The sequence below is a fragment of the Streptomyces sp. SudanB52_2052 genome (assembly GCF_964272415.1).
Lineage (GTDB): Bacteria > Actinomycetota > Actinomycetes > Streptomycetales > Streptomycetaceae > Streptomyces > Streptomyces olindensis.
Genome location: NZ_OZ186796.1, coordinates 5134938 through 5149573 on the forward strand (window position 1 = coordinate 5134938; position 14636 = coordinate 5149573).

14 protein-coding genes and 1 pseudogene are annotated in these 14636 nt (G+C 71.8%); 9 read left to right on the forward strand and 6 right to left on the reverse strand.

Annotated elements, in window-relative coordinates; translation table 11 throughout:
* Entirely contained in the window at positions 1-942 is a 942-nt protein-coding gene (locus ACSUPV_RS22900) for an acyl-CoA dehydrogenase family protein (RefSeq protein WP_436948410.1), read from the forward strand.
* Positions 943-1385: 443 nt separating this feature from the next.
* Positions 1386-1874, forward strand: a complete 489-nt coding sequence (locus tag ACSUPV_RS22905) for an ATP-binding protein (protein ID WP_037759569.1) — start codon at positions 1386-1388, stop codon at positions 1872-1874.
* A 434-nt stretch (positions 1875-2308) separates the two neighbouring features.
* On the opposite strand, the gene ACSUPV_RS22910 is transcribed toward ACSUPV_RS22905, so the two are convergent.
* Positions 2309-3235, reverse strand: coding sequence for a cyclase family protein (locus tag ACSUPV_RS22910; protein ID WP_436948412.1), 927 nt, complete (start codon positions 3233-3235; stop codon positions 2309-2311).
* Between the two features lie 105 nt (positions 3236-3340).
* On the opposite strand from ACSUPV_RS22910, the gene ACSUPV_RS22915 reads away from it, so the two are divergent.
* The 3 genes from ACSUPV_RS22915 to ACSUPV_RS22925 all read left to right on the forward strand — a co-directional run bounded on the left by ACSUPV_RS22915 (position 3341) and on the right by ACSUPV_RS22925 (position 6556).
* On the forward strand, positions 3341-4276 hold the full coding sequence (locus ACSUPV_RS22915) for an SDR family oxidoreductase (RefSeq protein WP_436948414.1): 936 nt from the start codon (positions 3341-3343) through the stop codon (positions 4274-4276).
* Positions 4277-4364: 88 nt separating this feature from the next.
* The gene (locus ACSUPV_RS22920) at positions 4365-5507 is read left to right on the forward strand and encodes an acyl-CoA dehydrogenase family protein (protein ID WP_436948415.1); all 1143 of its coding nucleotides are present in this window, start codon (positions 4365-4367) and stop codon (positions 5505-5507) included.
* A complete protein-coding gene (locus tag ACSUPV_RS22925; protein ID WP_037759573.1) occupies positions 5507-6556 on the forward strand; it encodes a Zn-dependent alcohol dehydrogenase in 1050 nt (349 codons plus the stop codon). Before ACSUPV_RS22920 ends, ACSUPV_RS22925 begins: the two co-directional genes overlap by 1 nt.
* 37 nt (positions 6557-6593) lie before the next feature.
* On the opposite strand, the gene ACSUPV_RS22930 is transcribed toward ACSUPV_RS22925, so the two are convergent.
* Entirely contained in the window at positions 6594-7631 is a 1038-nt protein-coding gene (locus tag ACSUPV_RS22930; protein ID WP_436948417.1) for a GlxA family transcriptional regulator, read from the reverse strand.
* A 71-nt stretch (positions 7632-7702) separates the two neighbouring features.
* On the opposite strand from ACSUPV_RS22930, the gene ACSUPV_RS22935 reads away from it, so the two are divergent.
* Positions 7703-9007 carry an MFS transporter gene (locus tag ACSUPV_RS22935; RefSeq protein ID WP_436948419.1) on the forward strand — a complete coding sequence of 435 codons (1305 nt, stop codon included), beginning with the start codon at positions 7703-7705 and terminating at the stop codon, positions 9005-9007.
* A gap of 74 nt (positions 9008-9081) precedes the next feature.
* Here ACSUPV_RS22935 and ACSUPV_RS22940 read toward each other — a convergent pair whose 3' ends face one another.
* The 4 genes from ACSUPV_RS22940 to ACSUPV_RS22955 all read right to left on the reverse strand — a co-directional run bounded on the left by ACSUPV_RS22940 (position 9082) and on the right by ACSUPV_RS22955 (position 11669).
* On the reverse strand, positions 9082-9939 hold the full coding sequence (locus ACSUPV_RS22940; protein ID WP_436948421.1) for an arginase family protein: 858 nt from the start codon (positions 9937-9939) through the stop codon (positions 9082-9084).
* Between the two features lie 75 nt (positions 9940-10014).
* Positions 10015-10470 (reverse strand): MarR family winged helix-turn-helix transcriptional regulator, encoded by a 456-nt coding sequence (locus ACSUPV_RS22945; protein ID WP_382613297.1) that lies wholly within the window; start codon positions 10468-10470, stop codon positions 10015-10017.
* A gap of 372 nt (positions 10471-10842) precedes the next feature.
* Positions 10843-11091 (reverse strand): hypothetical protein, encoded by a 249-nt coding sequence (locus ACSUPV_RS22950; protein ID WP_436948423.1) that lies wholly within the window; start codon positions 11089-11091, stop codon positions 10843-10845.
* Positions 11088-11669, reverse strand: coding sequence for a hypothetical protein (locus ACSUPV_RS22955; RefSeq protein WP_436948425.1), 582 nt, complete (start codon positions 11667-11669; stop codon positions 11088-11090). Before ACSUPV_RS22955 ends, ACSUPV_RS22950 begins: the two co-directional genes overlap by 4 nt.
* 107 nt (positions 11670-11776) lie before the next feature.
* On the opposite strand from ACSUPV_RS22955, the gene ACSUPV_RS22960 reads away from it, so the two are divergent.
* The 3 genes and pseudogenes from ACSUPV_RS22960 to ACSUPV_RS22970 all read left to right on the forward strand — a co-directional run.
* Entirely contained in the window at positions 11777-12991 is a 1215-nt protein-coding gene (locus ACSUPV_RS22960; protein ID WP_436948426.1) for a helix-turn-helix domain-containing protein, read from the forward strand.
* Positions 12988-13530 (forward strand): flavoprotein, encoded by a 543-nt coding sequence (locus tag ACSUPV_RS22965; protein WP_436948428.1) that lies wholly within the window; start codon positions 12988-12990, stop codon positions 13528-13530. Before ACSUPV_RS22960 ends, ACSUPV_RS22965 begins: the two co-directional genes overlap by 4 nt.
* A gap of 259 nt (positions 13531-13789) precedes the next feature.
* Positions 13790-14548 (forward strand): annotated as a pseudogene (locus ACSUPV_RS22970) (methyltransferase); the annotation flags it as partial.
* Positions 14549-14636 lie beyond the last annotated feature (88 nt).

Sequence of the window (14636 nt, forward strand, 5' to 3'; positions counted from 1 at the left end):
GTGCGGTTCCGACTCACGGAGGACCAGCGGGCCTTGCGGGACGGGGTGCGGGAGCTGCTGGGGCGCTGCTTCGACCGGGAGGCGCTGTGGGGGGCCGTGGCGGGCGGTGACGGCGTCGGCGTCGGCGTCGGTGGTGCGGACCGGGGCAGGGAAGGCCCTGCGGGCGGGCCGCCCCGGCTCGACCGCGCCCTGTGGCGGACCCTCGGCGACGCCGGGTTCTTCGCGCTGCGGCTGCCGGAGGCGGACGGCGGGGTCGGACTCGGGCTGCCGGAGGCGGTGTTGGCGTTCGAGGAGGCGGGACGGGCGCTGCTGCCCGGGCCGCTGCTGGCCACGCACCTCGCGGCCGGTGCGGTGCCGGGCGCGGCGACCGGGGAGACGGTGGTCGCGGCCGTCGACGGCATGCTGGTGGAGTGGCTGGCGGAGGCGGACGTCGTACGCGGGGACGCCACCGGGGCCGTGCCGCTGCGCTCGCTCGACCCGCTGACGCCCCTGCACCGCCTCCCCGCGCGACAGCCCGGCCGGGACCCCGTCGCCGCCCTCCTCACCGCGGCCGAGCAACTCGGCACGGCGGCCCGGGTCTGCGAACTGGCGGCGCAACACGCCCGGGCGCGCGAACAGTTCGGACGGCCCGTCGGGGCCTTCCAGGCGGTGGCACACCTGTGCGCCGGGATGCTGGTGCGCACGGAGACGGCCCGCGCCGCGGTGTACGCGGCGGCCGTCACCGCCGACCCGGTCGACATCGCCGCCGCCCGGCTGCTCGCCGACGAGGCCGCGGTACACGGCGCGCGCGACTGCCTCCAGGTCCACGGCGGCATGGGCTTCACCTGGGAGTCCGAGGTCCACCTCCACCTGAAACGGGCATGGGTTCGAACCCACCGTACGGGAGGGGTTACGGAGAGTGAGGAGATTCTGGCGGCTGCTCTGATGGCCGGAGAGGCCTGACGGGCCCGCTGGCTGCGGCATCGCCGAATATGCCCGGGGAGATGTCGCGGATCGTGGCACACCGGGATTACGGAGCGTTGATACCGGCTTGTGTCCTCTGCGTGACTCGTCACGGCCCGGAGTCGACTGCCCGCTCCGGTACCTTGTGTGAGATGCGAGTGGCTCTGAGTGCAGCGCGACCCAGTGGCGCCGCCTGTTCGACTGCCCGCGACGGGCGTCGCACAGTATGCCGCACGGGTACTCCTTCGCGCTGGAATATGCCCGAAGCGCTTGTTGGGGTGACTGTACGTCAACCATGCTGTCCCACAAGGGATTCACATTCCGTGATCCTTGTCCCGGCCGTTGTTCTGGCCATGCAGAAAATGGCTACGATCGTGGCCCTCGTGAGGCGCGAGCCTAAGTGTCCGCCGGTTCGGATGGTGTGAGCGGTGCAGGTGCTTCAAGTGCAGCTGGAGATCCGGCCCGACCCCGCAGAGGTGGGGCGGGCCCGGCGGTGGGCCCGCTCGCGCCTGACCGGGTCGGGCATACAGGCCGATGAGCCGCTCGCCGAGACGCTGGTGCTGCTCGTCTCCGAGCTCGTCACCAACGCCGTGGTGCACACCGGCCGTCCCGCCGTGCTGCGGCTCTCCCTGCCGCCCGCGGTGACGGAGGAGGCCACGGTCCGCCTGGAGGTCGCCGACCGCAGCGGCCGGGCCCCCGTGCCCCGGTGTGCCGACGACGATGCGACCGGCGGCCGGGGCCTCGCCCTCGTCGACGGCCTCGCCGACCGCTGGGGCTGGAGCGTCGAGAGCACCGGCAAGCGCATCTGGTGCGAACTCGACCGGTGCGCGAAGTCCCGCGAGGTCGCGGCGTCGTGCGGAGGTGGCGCGGTGGCGTACGGCGACGCCGGCGGAACCGCCTTCGAGGGGCTGGCGGCCTACGAGGCCGTATAGGGCCCCTCCGCCGCCCGCGCTCGACGGGCGCGGGGTGGTCGCCCCGCGGTGTACGGCGGCACATGCCGCGCGGACGTGCGGCGGGGTCGGGGCACGGAGGCGCGGCCGGTCGGCCGTTTCGTCATGGCATGCGGCGATGCGCCGGGATGTGCTTCCGTGCGCGCCCATAGCAAATGCCGCATAAGCAATAAATCGCCGAACGGGTGTTGACGCGTCGTGACCGGTTGCTCACGCTTGTGGGCAGCGATTCGCCGTGAGGGGACGGCGAGGGCTTCGACGACGGGGGCCCTCGGCGAGTGTGAGTCGTGATTCGGCGTCGGCTCCCCTTCAGGGCCACGGGAGCCGGGGCGGGAGCGCCGGAGTCGGGTGGCGGCGCGCGCTGCGGTGCTCGGGGCGAGCAGCGCAGCGCCGCCATCCAGCTTCAGGGGGGTGGCCTACAGGACGGCGACCGGGGCGACCGGAGCCCCGGTCGCCCCGGTGAACGGCTCGGGCGTCGCCGCCAGGAGGAACGCGTAGCGACCCGTTTCTCCACAGGCTGTGGACAACTCTTCGAGATTCCAGTTCTGGCCCTGCGGCATCCCCATCTCCACCAGGTGGAGGGCGTGCACCGGCAGCCACAGGTCCTCCACCTCGGGCGGGAACACCTCGAAGGTGAGGGTGTCGTTGGCGACGGCCGCCACATCGCGCGCGCGGAACCACTCCGGCGTCCGGATCGACAACCCCGGCGACGGATACGCGTAGGCGTGCCGGTCCCCGGCCAGGCAGACCTGGACCTGCCCCGTCCGCACGAGCACGACGTCACCGGCCCGCACCCGCGTACCGGCCAGTTCCTCGGCGGCGTCCAGGTCCTCGGGCGTCACGGCGTGCCCCCCGGCGAGCCGGTCCGTGCCCCGGGCCCGGGCGACGTCGAGCAGTACCCCGCGCGATACGACGTGCCGCACCTTGTCGATGCCGCTGAACCCGGCGCCGCCGTGCGCGGTGATGCTGTCCGCCGGGCGGCCGTTGTAGAGCCGGCCCGAGTGCGAGACGTGCGGCAGGGCGTCCCAGTGGGTGGCGGCCTGCAGCCCCATGGTCACCGCGTCGTCGCTGCACGCGACCGTGCCCGGGCCGAAGAGCTCCTGGTTGATCTGCACCATCACGTGCAGCGGGTTCACGCGGCCCGGGATCATTCCGGTCTGCACGCCGTCCTGCTGGAGGGGCAGCGCCAGCGGGACCCGGCGCCCCGTGCGCACACCGGCGGCGGCTTCCCGGACCACCTCGTCGGTGATCAGGTTCAGCGTGCCGAGCTCGTCGTCGGCTCCCCAACGGCCCCAGTTGTTCACGCGCTTGGCGATGTCGTGGAACGCGTCCGGCAGTGACATGAGTCCTCCCCGGGGCTTGTCTTCCCGTATCTGACGGGTCGTAGAATTCGGGAACCGAGAAATCTAACGGTCCGTCAGAAACCGTGGGACGGGAAGGGGCCGGGCGTGGGGAACTTCTTGGCAGGCAAGGTCGTCGCCGTCACCGGCGCCGGACGGGGCATCGGCCGGGCGGTCGCGCTCGCGGCGGCGGCCGAGGGCGCGCAGGTCGTGGTCAACGACTACGGCGTCGCGGTCGACGGCGCCTCACCGACCAGCGAGGTCGCCGAGGCCGTGGTCAAGGAGATCGAGGCGGCGGGCGGGGCGGCGGTGGCCGTCGCCGACGACATCTCCACCATGGCGGGCGGGCAGCGCGTGGTCGACGTGGCGCTGTCGTCGTACGGGCGGCTGGACGGGGTCGTCTGCGTGGCCGGGATCCTGCGCGAGCGGATGCTGTTCAACATGACCGAGGAGGAGTGGGACCCGGTCGTCGCGACGCACCTCAAGGGGACGTTCACGGTGTTACGGGCGGCCTCCGCGGTGATGCGAAAACAGCGCGCCGGCACGCTGATCGGGTTCACCAGCGGCAACCATCAGGGGTCGGTGTCGCAGGCGAACTACAGCGCCGCGAAGGGCGGCGTCATCTCACTGGTGCGCAGCGCCGCGCTGGGGCTGCACAAGTACGGCGTGACCGCGAACGCGGTGGCGCCGGTCGCCCGGACCCGGATGTCGGCGGGAGTGCCGATGGAACTGGCGGAGATCGGGGAGCCGGAGGACGTCGCCGCGCTGGTGGTGTATCTGCTGTCCGACCAGGCTGCCCGGCAGGGGATCACCGGGCAGGTGTACACGGTCGCCGGGCCGAAGATCGCGGTGTGGGCGCAGCCGAGGGAGTTGCGCGCCGCGTATGCCTCCGGCGGTTGGACCGTGGAGGGGATCGCGGAGTTTCTGCCCGGGTCGGTGGGGGTTGATCCGATGCCGATGTTGGAGCGGGTGGGGGAGATGGAGAGGGCGGCGCGGGAGGGGGAGCGGCCCAACGCCCAGGAGCTCGGGTCCAACGCCCAGTAGCTCGGAGGTGCGGGTTGTGTGGCGGGTGCGGGTTTGGTTGTGGCTGTGCGCGCAGTTCCCCGCGCCCCTGGGTGGGAGGAGAACCGTGATGGATTTCGGGTTCGGGGCGGAGGATGAGGTGTTTCGGGGGGAAGCCCGGGACTGGCTCTCCTCGCACGTCGACGGCGTTGTCGATCGGCGGACTTGGGAACGCGCCCTCGGGGCGGACGGGTGGATCGGGCTCGGGTGGCAGGCGTCCGGGTTCGGGAACCGCACCGCCACCCTCACCCAGCAGGTCGTCTGGGCGGAGGAGTACGCGCGGTCGGGCGCGCCCCCGCGGTCGGGGCACATCGGGGAGAACCTGCTCGCCCCCACGCTCATCGCCCACGGCACCGAGGAGCAGAAAGCCCGCTTCCTGCCCCCGATCGCCGCCGGTGACGAACTCTGGTGCCAGGGGTACAGCGAACCCGGCGCCGGATCGGACCTCGCCGGGATCCGTACGGCGGCGGTACGTGAGGGGCGTTCGTACCGCGTCACCGGGCAGAAGATCTGGACCTCGCTCGCCCACGAGGCGGACTGGTGCTTCGTGCTGGCCCGGAGCGAACCGGGCTCGGCGCGGCACCACGGGCTGACCTTCCTGCTCGTCCCCATGGACCAGCCGGGGCGGATCGAGGTCCGCCCCATCCGGCAGCTGACCGGCACCAGCGACTTCAACGAGGTCTTCTTCGACGGCGCGCACGCCGAGCACGTCGTCGGCACGGAGGGCGACGGCTGGCGCGTGGCCATGAGCCTGCTCGGCTTCGAACGGGGCGTGTCCACGCTGGCCCAGCAGATCGGCTTCGCCGAGGAACTGGACGCCGTGGTGCGGGCGGCCGTGGAGTCGGGAGCGGCACGGGATCCCGTCGTGCGCGAGCGGCTCGTACGGCAGTGGGCCGAGCTGCGCACCATGCGCTGGCACGCCCTGCGCACGCTGGGGGGCTCGGCCGGTCCGGGGGCGCCGAGCGTGTCCAAGCTGCTGTGGGCCGCCTGGCACCAGCGGCTCGGGGAGCTGGCGGTGCTGGTGCGGGGCGCGGCGGCGGGGGTGGGGCCCGCCGACTGGTCGGCAGCGGCGCCGTACGAACTGGACGCGGCGCAGCACCTGTTCCTCTTCTCCCGGGCCGACACGATCTACGGCGGCTCGGACCAGATCCAGCGCACGATCATCGCCGAGCGTGTGCTCGGTCTGCCCAGGGAGCCCAAGGGAGCCGTGTGATGCGAGGCGTGGTCTTCGACGGGAAGCAGGTCCGGGTCGTCACGGACCTGGAGGTGCGGGAGCCGGGTCCGGGCGAGGTGCGCGTCGCGATCGCGGCGGCCGGGCTGTGCCACAGCGACCTCTCGGTGGTGGACGGAACCATACCCTTCCCGGTTCCCGTGGTGCTGGGCCATGAGGGCGCCGGCGTCGTGGAGGCGGTGGGTGTGGGCGTCACTCATGTGGTGCCCGGGGATCATGTAGCGCTGTCCACACTCGCCCACTGCGGGACCTGTGCCGACTGCGACCGGGGCCGGCCGACCATGTGCCGTCTCGCCATAGGCCGCCCGGGCCGGCCGTTCCGCCACGGCGGTCTGCCGGTCCACCAGTTCGCGTCCAACTCGGCGTTCGCGGAGCGGACGGTCGTCAAGGCCGTCCAGGCGGTCCGTATCCCCGCGGACATCCCGCTGACGTCGGCCGCGCTCATCGGCTGCGGGGTGCTGACGGGGGTGGGGGCCGTGTTGAACCGGGCGCGGGTGGGCCACGGCGACAGCGTCCTGGTGATCGGGACGGGCGGGATCGGGCTGAACGTGCTGCAGGGGGCCCGGCTCGCGGGCGCCTCGCGGATCGTGGCCGTGGACGCCAACCCGGCGAAGGAGGAGGTGGCACGCCGGTTCGGCGCGACCGACTTCCTCACGTCGACGGCGGGGGTGCGGGACGTCCTCCCCACGGGAGCGGACCACGCCTTCGAGTGCGTCGGCCGGGTGGAGTTGATCCGCCAGGCGATCGACGCGCTGGACCGGCACGGCCAGGCGGTCCTGCTGGGCGTGCCCCCGGCCGCGGCCGAGGCGTCCTTCCGGGTCTCCTCCCTGTACCTGGACAAGTCGATCCTCGGCTGCCGCTACGGCTCCTCCCGCCCGCAGCGGGACATCGCCCTGTACGCCGACCTGTACCGGCAGGGCCGCCTCCTGCTCGACGAACTCGTCACCAGGACCTATCCGGTCGAGGACTTCGACAAGGCGGCGGCGGACGCGGAGGCGGGGCGGGTGGCGCGGGCGGTGCTCACGTTCTGAGGGCGTCAGGTCTTGAGGGTGTCAGGTTTCGGGGGCGTCAGGTTTCGCGGGTGGCGGTCGTGGTGTTCTCCGCCCGGAAGGTCCGCCGGTAGGCGGTGGGGGTGACGCCGAGGGCCGCCTGGAGGTGCTGGCGCATCGACTGGGCCGTGCCGAAGCCCGCGTCGCGGGCCACCTGGTCCACGGAGCGGTCGGTGGACTCCAGCAGGTGCCGGGCCCGTTCCACCCGCTGCTGGGCGAGCCACTGGCCGGGGCTGACACCGGTCTCCTCGCGGAAGCGGCGCGTGAAGGTGCGGACCGACATGGACTCCTGGGCGGCCATGTCGCGCAGCTGGATCGGCTCGTGGAGACGGCCCAGGGCCCAGGCGCGGGCGGTGGTGGTGGACGCCTGCTGCGGATCGGGCACCGGCCGCGCGATGTACTGCGCCTGACCGCCCTCGCGGTGGGGCGGTACGACGGTGCGGCGGGCCACGTCGTTGGCGACGGCCGCGCCGTGGTCGCGGCGCACCATGTGCAGGCACAGGTCGATGCCGGCCGCGACGCCGGCCGAGGTGAGGACGTCGCCGTCGTCGATGAACAGCACGTCCGGATCGACCTCGACCTGCGGGAAGAGCCGCTGGAGACGCTCGGCCTCCGCCCAGTGGGTGGTCACCGGGCGGCCGTCGAGGAGGCCGGCGGCGGCGAGGACGTAGACGCCCGTGCAGATGGAGGCCAGCCGGGTGCCGGGCCTGAGGTGGGTGAGCGCCGCGGCCAGTTCGTCGGTCAGCACGCCCTCGTCGTAGACCGGGCCGAGCTCGTACGACGCCGGGACGATCACCGTGTCGGCGGTGGCCAGGGCTTCCGGGCCGTGGGAGACGTGGACGGCGAAGTCGGCGTCCGTCTCGACCGCGCCCGGGGGCCGCACCGAGCACGTCACGACCTCGTACAGGGGCCGCCCCCGGTCGTCCTTGGGGCGGCCGAAGATGCGGTGCGGGATGCCCAGTTCGAAGGGGAGCAGGCCGTCGAGGGCCAGGACGACGACGCGGTGCGGGCGGGCGTCGGCGTCCCCCTGGGGTCCGGATCCGGTGGCCGAGGTCATGGCCCGATCCTAGCGAATGCTGTCCCTCGGGCCACTCGATGGGAGGAAGCGCAGGCCGGAAGCTTTATGTCGTGACCCAGACAACCGATGCGGCGGCCGTCGAGCAGCCGCCGAAGCCCCGCCGTCGTCGTCGCGTGCACCGCGCCTGGTTCGTCGCCGCCGTCACCTTCGTGACGATCATCGGCGCCGCCGCCTTCCGTTCCGTGCCGGGTCTGCTCATCGACCCGCTGCACGACGAGTTCGACTGGTCGCGCGGCACGATCGGCGCCGCGGTCTCCGTCAACCTCGCGCTGTACGGTCTGACGGCCCCGTTCGCGGCGGCACTGATGGACCGCTTCGGCATCCGCCGGGTCGTCGCGGTCGCCCTGACCGTGATCGCGCTCGGTTCCCTGCTCACCGTGTGGATGACGGCGGCCTGGCAGCTGATGCTGTGCTGGGGGCTGCTGGTCGGCCTCGGCTCGGGCTCGATGGCGCTGGCGTTCGCGGCGACCGTCACCAACCGCTGGTTCACCGAGCGGCGCGGCCTGGTCAGCGGCATCCTCACCGCCGCCTCGGCCTCCGGCCAGCTGATCTTCCTGCCGCTGCTGTCCTGGATCATCGACCGGTACGAGTGGCGCCCGGCGGCCGTGACGGTGGCGCTCGCCGCGCTCGCGGTCGTGCCGTTCGTGTGGCTGCTGCTGCACGACCACCCGGCCGACGTGGGGCAGAAGCCCTACGGGGCGACCGAGTTCGTGCCCAAGCCCGCGCCCGTGCCCGGCGCCGCCCGCCGGGCCGTGACCGTCCTGTTCTCGGCCGCCCGCACCGGCCCGTTCTGGCTGCTCGCCGGCACCTTCGCGATCTGCGGCGCCTCCACCAACGGGCTGATCCAGACCCACTTCATCCCCGCGGCCCACGACCACCACATGCCCGTCACGGCCGCCGCCTCCCTGCTCGCGGTCATCGGCGTCTTCGACGTGGTCGGCACGATCGCCTCCGGCTGGTTCACGGACCGCTTCGAGCCGCGCCGCCTGCTGGCGGTGTACTACGCGCTGCGGGGCGTGTCGCTGATGTTCCTCCCGCTGCTGCTGGGCCCCGCGGTCCACCCGCCGATGATCTTCTTCATCGTCTTCTACGGCCTCGACTGGGTCGCCACCGTCCCGCCCACTCTCGCCCTGTGCCGCGAGCAGTACGGCGAGGACAGCGCGATCGTCTTCGGCTGGGTCCTCGCCTCCCACCAGGTGGGCGCGGCCCTCGTCGCCTTCCTCGGCGGCGTCGCGCGGGACGCCTTCGGCTCGTACGACGTGGTGTGGTACGCGTCCGGGGCGCTGTGCGCGGCGGCGGCGCTGATGGCGCTGGTGATCCGGCGGCGGGGGGTCGGAGTGGGGGCGGCGGTCTGAGTTCCGGGTTCAGCGCTCGCGCTGTCGCGCCAGGCCGGTCCGGGCGGTGCTGCGGATCCCCTTTCCCGCGCTGCTCACCGTCGGACGGATCCGAACAGTCCGTCGACGATCCGCCGCAGTACGGCCTCCTCCTGGCCGGTGTCGTCCGTCTCACCGGTGTCGTCCGTCCGCTCGTACTCGGTCAGCGCGATGCCCGCGAGGGTGAACTCCTCCTTCAGCGCACACACCGCGCCGAGCAGGTCCTCGACGCCGAGCCCGCCCGGCTCGGGCGTGCCGACGGCCGGGAAGACCCCCGGGTCGAGGACGTCGAGGTCGATGTGGACGTACACCGCCTCGGCCCCGGTCGCGCGCACCGCGGCGAGCAGCGGATCCGGCCGGGTCAGCTGCTCGACACCGAGGTGCCGAATGCCGCGACGAGCGACGAGGTCCCGCTCGCCCGGGTCCAGGGACCGGGCGCCCGCCAGGACCACGCGGTCCGCCGACAGGCTCCGCACGGGCCGCAGACCCTCGGGCCCGTCGCCGACGAGCGCGCGCAGCACCATGCCGTGAAAGGCGCCGGACGGCGACGACTCCGGGGTGTTGAGGTCCGCGTGCGCGTCGAACCACACCACCGCGAGCCGGTCCCCGAACACGGAGAGCGCGGCCTCGACCGGGGCCAGATCGACGCCGCAGTCACCGCCGATGGTGACTGTCGTCGCACCCGGCGGAACCTCGGCCAGAGCCTCGCGCACGGCTCGCAGGTGCCGCTGGAGCACGTCGGCGTTCCGCACGCCGGACCGCGACTGCCCGACACCGGCGTCGAGCGTGACCGTGCGCCGCGGGCCTCCGGGAATCAGCTCGGCGAGCCAAGCGGCACCGCTGCGCAACCGGCCGGCGGTCGCGGCTCCCGACCCCTGCCACTGCGCCACCTCGAGCACGACCTGACCGGACACGAAGATCCCCTCTCCATGGTGGTCAAGGCAGCTTATGCCGCGTCACCGGCCGACCCGAAAGCCCCCTGTGGATCGTCAGCCCGGGGACACGTCTCCACCCGCGTTGCGCATCATGCGCTGCAGCACCTTCAGGGTGATCAGGTACTCCTCGTCCGGGATGCCCGCGTGCACCTCTGCCCGGCTGGTGCGCTGCGTCTCAGCGGCGCGCTGGTGCAGCGCCCTGCCTTCGTCGGTGAGCCGGAGCCGGCCGGCGTCGTCCAGGACGAGCAGCTTCCGCTCCACCAGCAGGTCGATGTCGGGGACGATGCCGGCGCCCACATCGAGGTTGGCCTGCTGGGCGCTGATCACCTCGTCCCGGGTGGCGCCGTTCTCGCTGTGCAGCACCTGGTGCAGCACCCACCACTGGGGCTGGGTGATCCCGATGGCCGCGAGCCGCCCCCTGACGTACGCCATGACCGTCTTGTTCGCGGCCCACGTCCAGTACCCGACGGGCTGCTTCACCAGCTCCGCGTCGTCGTGCGAGTACTCCATGACGTCCCCTTTTTTCTTGGCTGTTCGCTTCGGTCGTCCGCAACTCTTCAACCTCGACTGCGGTTCAGGTCAAGCGATTTCAGGCGCCGGGGGCGACGTAGCAGATGGCCTCCATGTGCCAGGGCCTGGTTCCGCGCCTGCCGGACGACGAAGAGCCGGGCCAGCACGCCGATGTGCCGCTCTTCGACACCGCACCTCCGGTCGGTTCGACCGCATCCAGGCTTCCGGATGGGCCACGCCCTCTACGGGGTATCCGTCGGTGGCCTGCACGTCTGCGAGTGCGGCGGCCGCATCGGGCAGATCCTTGGGCTCGAAGGGGCGGACGACGGTGCTCTCCATGCCGGGCTCCTCGGGGGGATTCGTAGGGGTGGCTCACTCGACGGGCAGGTCGTGGGGCAGGCCGGTGCGGTCGGTGTGGCGTGCTGCGCGGAGTTCCTTCAGTAGTCGGTCGTCGGTCTCGCAGGGGAGGTTCAGGTTCGCGCCCTCGTCGTCCATGGCCCGGCAGGTCCGGCACGCGAGGAAGTGCTCTGCCAGGCGCACGAGCGCGGCCTCCCTCGGGGAGAGTGCCCTCTGCTCCGGGGAGTCGTCGGCGGGAGGGAGCGGCTGCGGATCCGCGTTCACGTGCTCGGCTCCGTGGTCATGCAGTGCCGGGCGGCGGCGATCAGCCGGGCGACCCTCAAGGGCCTGCACAGCGTCGCGGGTGAGTCCATCGGTACCGACCAGTAAGGAGTGGGGGTACGAGTGCGTTCGACATTGCCCACTCTCGGGACTCCCAGGTAGCTGCCGTTGCCCAGACAGTCCACGTCCAGCACTCTCCAGTCGTCGACGGCCTCGCGCCAGGTTTTCGGCATGCTTGCGGGGACCAGGGCGTAGTACCGGAGGAAACGCGGATTGCAGATGACCGGGCCGCCGTCGAGGGCGTCACTCAGGAACTCGTCCACTGCGGACGCATGGGTGCTGCTTGTCAGGGCGGTCAGGAGGCGACCGGGAATCCGTACTGCGGAGAACAGCGTGCCGAGTGGGAGCATCGCCACCTCGTGCTGCTCCCAATCCAGCCGGGCGGGGTCGCGGCTCGACGCGGGCAGGGTAGCCAGCAGCCAGTGTTCGGTCGCTAACCGCCGGTCGGCGGCCGGGTGTACGAGCACGCCGGCCTCGGCTACGACGGGCCGCAAGGCTCGATGCCATTGATCGTTGGGCATTATGCGTCTCCCTACTCACGTGTGTTCTGTCTCACGCAGGCGACCGTAGGGCGCGGTACAACAGAGGTGGGCACGCACAGTGCGTGCCTTGGCGTCGGGGGCAGGCAATGGACAATTCTGGGATCGGCCGGCGCATCGCCTATTGGCGAGAACGGCGCGGTTTCACACAGAGCGATTTCGGTCAGCTGATGGGGCAGACGAAGCGCTGGGTCCAGGACATCGAAGGCGGCAAACGTCAACAAGACCCGCGTCTGTCTGTACTGGTGCGCGCGGCAGAGGTCCTACGTATCCCCTTGGAGCAGCTGCTGACCGATACCCCGCCCGAATTACCCGCCGGCCCTGTCCCGCCTGCCGGGGTTCTCGGCGTCATCGACGCCCTGTACAGGCCCGACCTCGTCGCTGAGCCGCCCGCGCCGGTGGTGCTCGAGCGGCGTCTGGTCTACTGCTGCGAAGCGTTCCAGGCATGCCACTACGGCACGCTCGCCCGCGAGTTACCGCCCCTGATCGCAGGTGTTGGGAAGACGGCACACGACGCGCCCGTCGGGGCGCGGTCCGAAGCGCAGGCATTGCTGTCGCGCGTCTACCAACTGGTCACGTCGTACCTGCACAAGTACGGGGAAGTCACCGCGATCCCAGCCGCCCTCGCCGCGGATCGGGCGCTCGTCGCCGCAGAGCGCTCCGGTGATCCGGTCCAAGTCGGCGCCGCCGTGCGCAGGGTGGCGAAGAGCCTCGTTTACCAACAAAGGCCGGAGACAGCCGTGGAGTTCGCGACCGCCGCCGCGCGCCGACTCGAAGGGGAACTCGTCGAGCGGGGGCCTCTCGGGCTGTCGACTCTCGGCATGCTGTATCTGTCCGCTGCCCTGGCTGTTTCGGGGCAAGAGCGCACGATCGCTCGGGTGCGATCCGTTACGGCCTTCGTGGACGAAGCCGCCGACATCGCCGACCGGCAGGGAGCAGACCGCAACGAGGACTGGACCATGTTCGGTCCGACCAACGTAGGGCTGCACCGGGTGGACGTGCTGCTGCGTTTCGAGGACGGCTGGTCGGCGCTCGAAGCCGCTGCCGAGTTGAGTCCAGCAGCCCTGAGCAGCATGACCCGGGAGCGCCAGGCCGGACACCACCTGGCCCTGGCACGTGCTTCACTCCTGACACGGCGCAAGGACGATGCGGCCAGGCAGCTCCTGGAGGCCGAGAAGTTGGCACCCGAGGAGGTGCGTGGCAGGCCGGACACGGTGAGCCTGGTCAGGGACCTCGTCGGTGCGACCCCCAGCCCTGGTGGGCGGTTGCGTGCGCTTGCCGGACGCTGTGGACTCCCTGCATGACGAAACCGGTCCTGTACTTGATCGCCTGCGCCGCAGGTCCTGCCCAGTACATCGACGTCGGCGTGCGTGCCGGTCAGGCGGATGGATGGGACGTGTGTCTGATCCTCACCCCGGCTGCGGCGAGTTGGTGGGAGCCGCGTATGCAGGATCTGGTCGAGCTGACGGGGCACCCGGTGCGGTCCCGGTACAAGCTGCCCTGGGAGCAGGACGTGCTGCCGAAGGCCGACGCGATGCTGATGGCGCCCATGTCGTGCACCACGCTGAACAAGTGGGGCGCGGGGATCGCGGACACCCTCGCGATCGGCATTCCGTCGGAGGCGGTGCACATGGGCGTGCCCGTAGCCGCGATGCCGTACTTCAACCAGGCGCAGGGTGCACAGCCGGCGGTGGCGCGTTCGATCGCCGTGCTCCGCGAGCAGGGCGTGCTCGTTCTGGACGGCCCGGACGGCTACGAGCCGCATCCCCCGAAGCGAGGGAATCCCGGGGCATACCCCTGGGGGAAGGCGCTCGCGGCTGTTCGGTGTCGGGGTGGCGCTTGATCAGCGGGTACGTGAGGAGGTAGGACGCGTCGCTCGGGGGAGCGGTGAGCGGTTTGTGGGTGGTGGGGGCGCGAGGGTCGGGCGGCGGCCGGTGGTCCGGGCCGGGTTCGGCCTATTCTTGAAAGCCAGGGGGTCCCCCCTGCGTTCAGCTGACTCGCTGCCTCGGAAGGTTCGTTGATGACACTCGGCATGGTCCTCGGTGACGTGGTCGTCGTGACTTCGTGTGTTCGTTCGCGTTCGACCTTCCGAGGAGTTTGCCGTGTCCACGATCCACTGGGTCGAGGCTCAACCCCGTTCCGCCCGTTGGCATTCTGAGTCCGGGCTGCCCCTGCCCCGTCGTGTCGTCGTCGCCGACGACCGGATGCCGGCCGCTGTCGCCTTCCGGCTGGCCTGTGAGGGCACCGCGTTGTTGTGGCGCGGGGACTTCCACAACGCCCGGCAGTTGCTGCGCGCGATGGACCGTCGTGTCGGTCGTAGCGCGCCCGGTGTGGTGGGTACGCCGGCCGAGGTTTTCCATGCGCAGCGCCGGTTTCGCGGTCATCGTGCGCGTGTGCTCGGCAAGTTGATCGTTCTGTTGGAGGATCACGCCTTGGCGTTGCGCCGGGCGCCCGATGTGCGGCGAGCCTGTGATGAGGCGTACGGGCCGGCCGACGGGCCCGTTGCCGTCGCGCTCACGGAGTTGCTGGGGGTGGTCGGTGCCCGGCAGTGGCGGGAGGGGGGTGTGCACGTCCCGGCGTTGGGGGCGCGGATCCATCCGCATTACGGGGTGTTCGCGCCGACCAGGGGGGAGTACGTCGATCTCGTCGCGCGGGCGCCGTTGCCCTGCGGGGGTGCAGTGCGTACGGCGTTCGACCTGGGGACCGGGACCGGTGTGCTCGCCGCCGTACTGGCTCGGCGGGGTGTGCGGCGGGTCGTGGCGACGGATGTGAGCGCGCGGGCTCGGGCCTGTGCTCGGGACAACGTACGGCGGTTGGGGTTGGTGGGGGTGGTGCGGGTCGTCGGGCCCGCGTTGTATCCCGGGCCGGAGTGTCCTTGCGGGCCAGAGTCCCCTCCAGGCCCGGAGTTCCCTCCCAGGCCGGAGTCTCCCTCCGGGCTCGACGTCGCCT

Bases quoted from the DNA above. Each gene is read 5' to 3' on its own strand.
- ACSUPV_RS22910 (WP_436948412.1), bottom strand. From the start codon at position 3,235: ATGTCACTGCCGGACGCGTTCCACGACATCGCCAAGCGCGTGAACAAC.
- ACSUPV_RS22920 (WP_436948415.1), top strand. From the start codon at position 4,365: ATGGATTTCGGGTTCGGGGCGGAGGATGAGGTGTTTCGGGGGGAAGCC.
- ACSUPV_RS22925 (WP_037759573.1), top strand. From the start codon at position 5,507: ATGCGAGGCGTGGTCTTCGACGGGAAGCAGGTCCGGGTCGTCACGGAC.
- ACSUPV_RS22930 (WP_436948417.1), bottom strand. From the start codon at position 7,631: ATGACCTCGGCCACCGGATCCGGACCCCAGGGGGACGCCGACGCCCGC.
- ACSUPV_RS22945 (WP_382613297.1), bottom strand. From the start codon at position 10,470: ATGGAGTACTCGCACGACGACGCGGAGCTGGTGAAGCAGCCCGTCGGG.
- ACSUPV_RS22955 (WP_436948425.1), bottom strand. From the start codon at position 11,669: ATGCCCAACGATCAATGGCATCGAGCCTTGCGGCCCGTCGTAGCCGAG.
- ACSUPV_RS22960 (WP_436948426.1), top strand. From the start codon at position 11,777: ATGGACAATTCTGGGATCGGCCGGCGCATCGCCTATTGGCGAGAACGG.
- ACSUPV_RS22965 (WP_436948428.1), top strand. From the start codon at position 12,988: ATGACGAAACCGGTCCTGTACTTGATCGCCTGCGCCGCAGGTCCTGCC.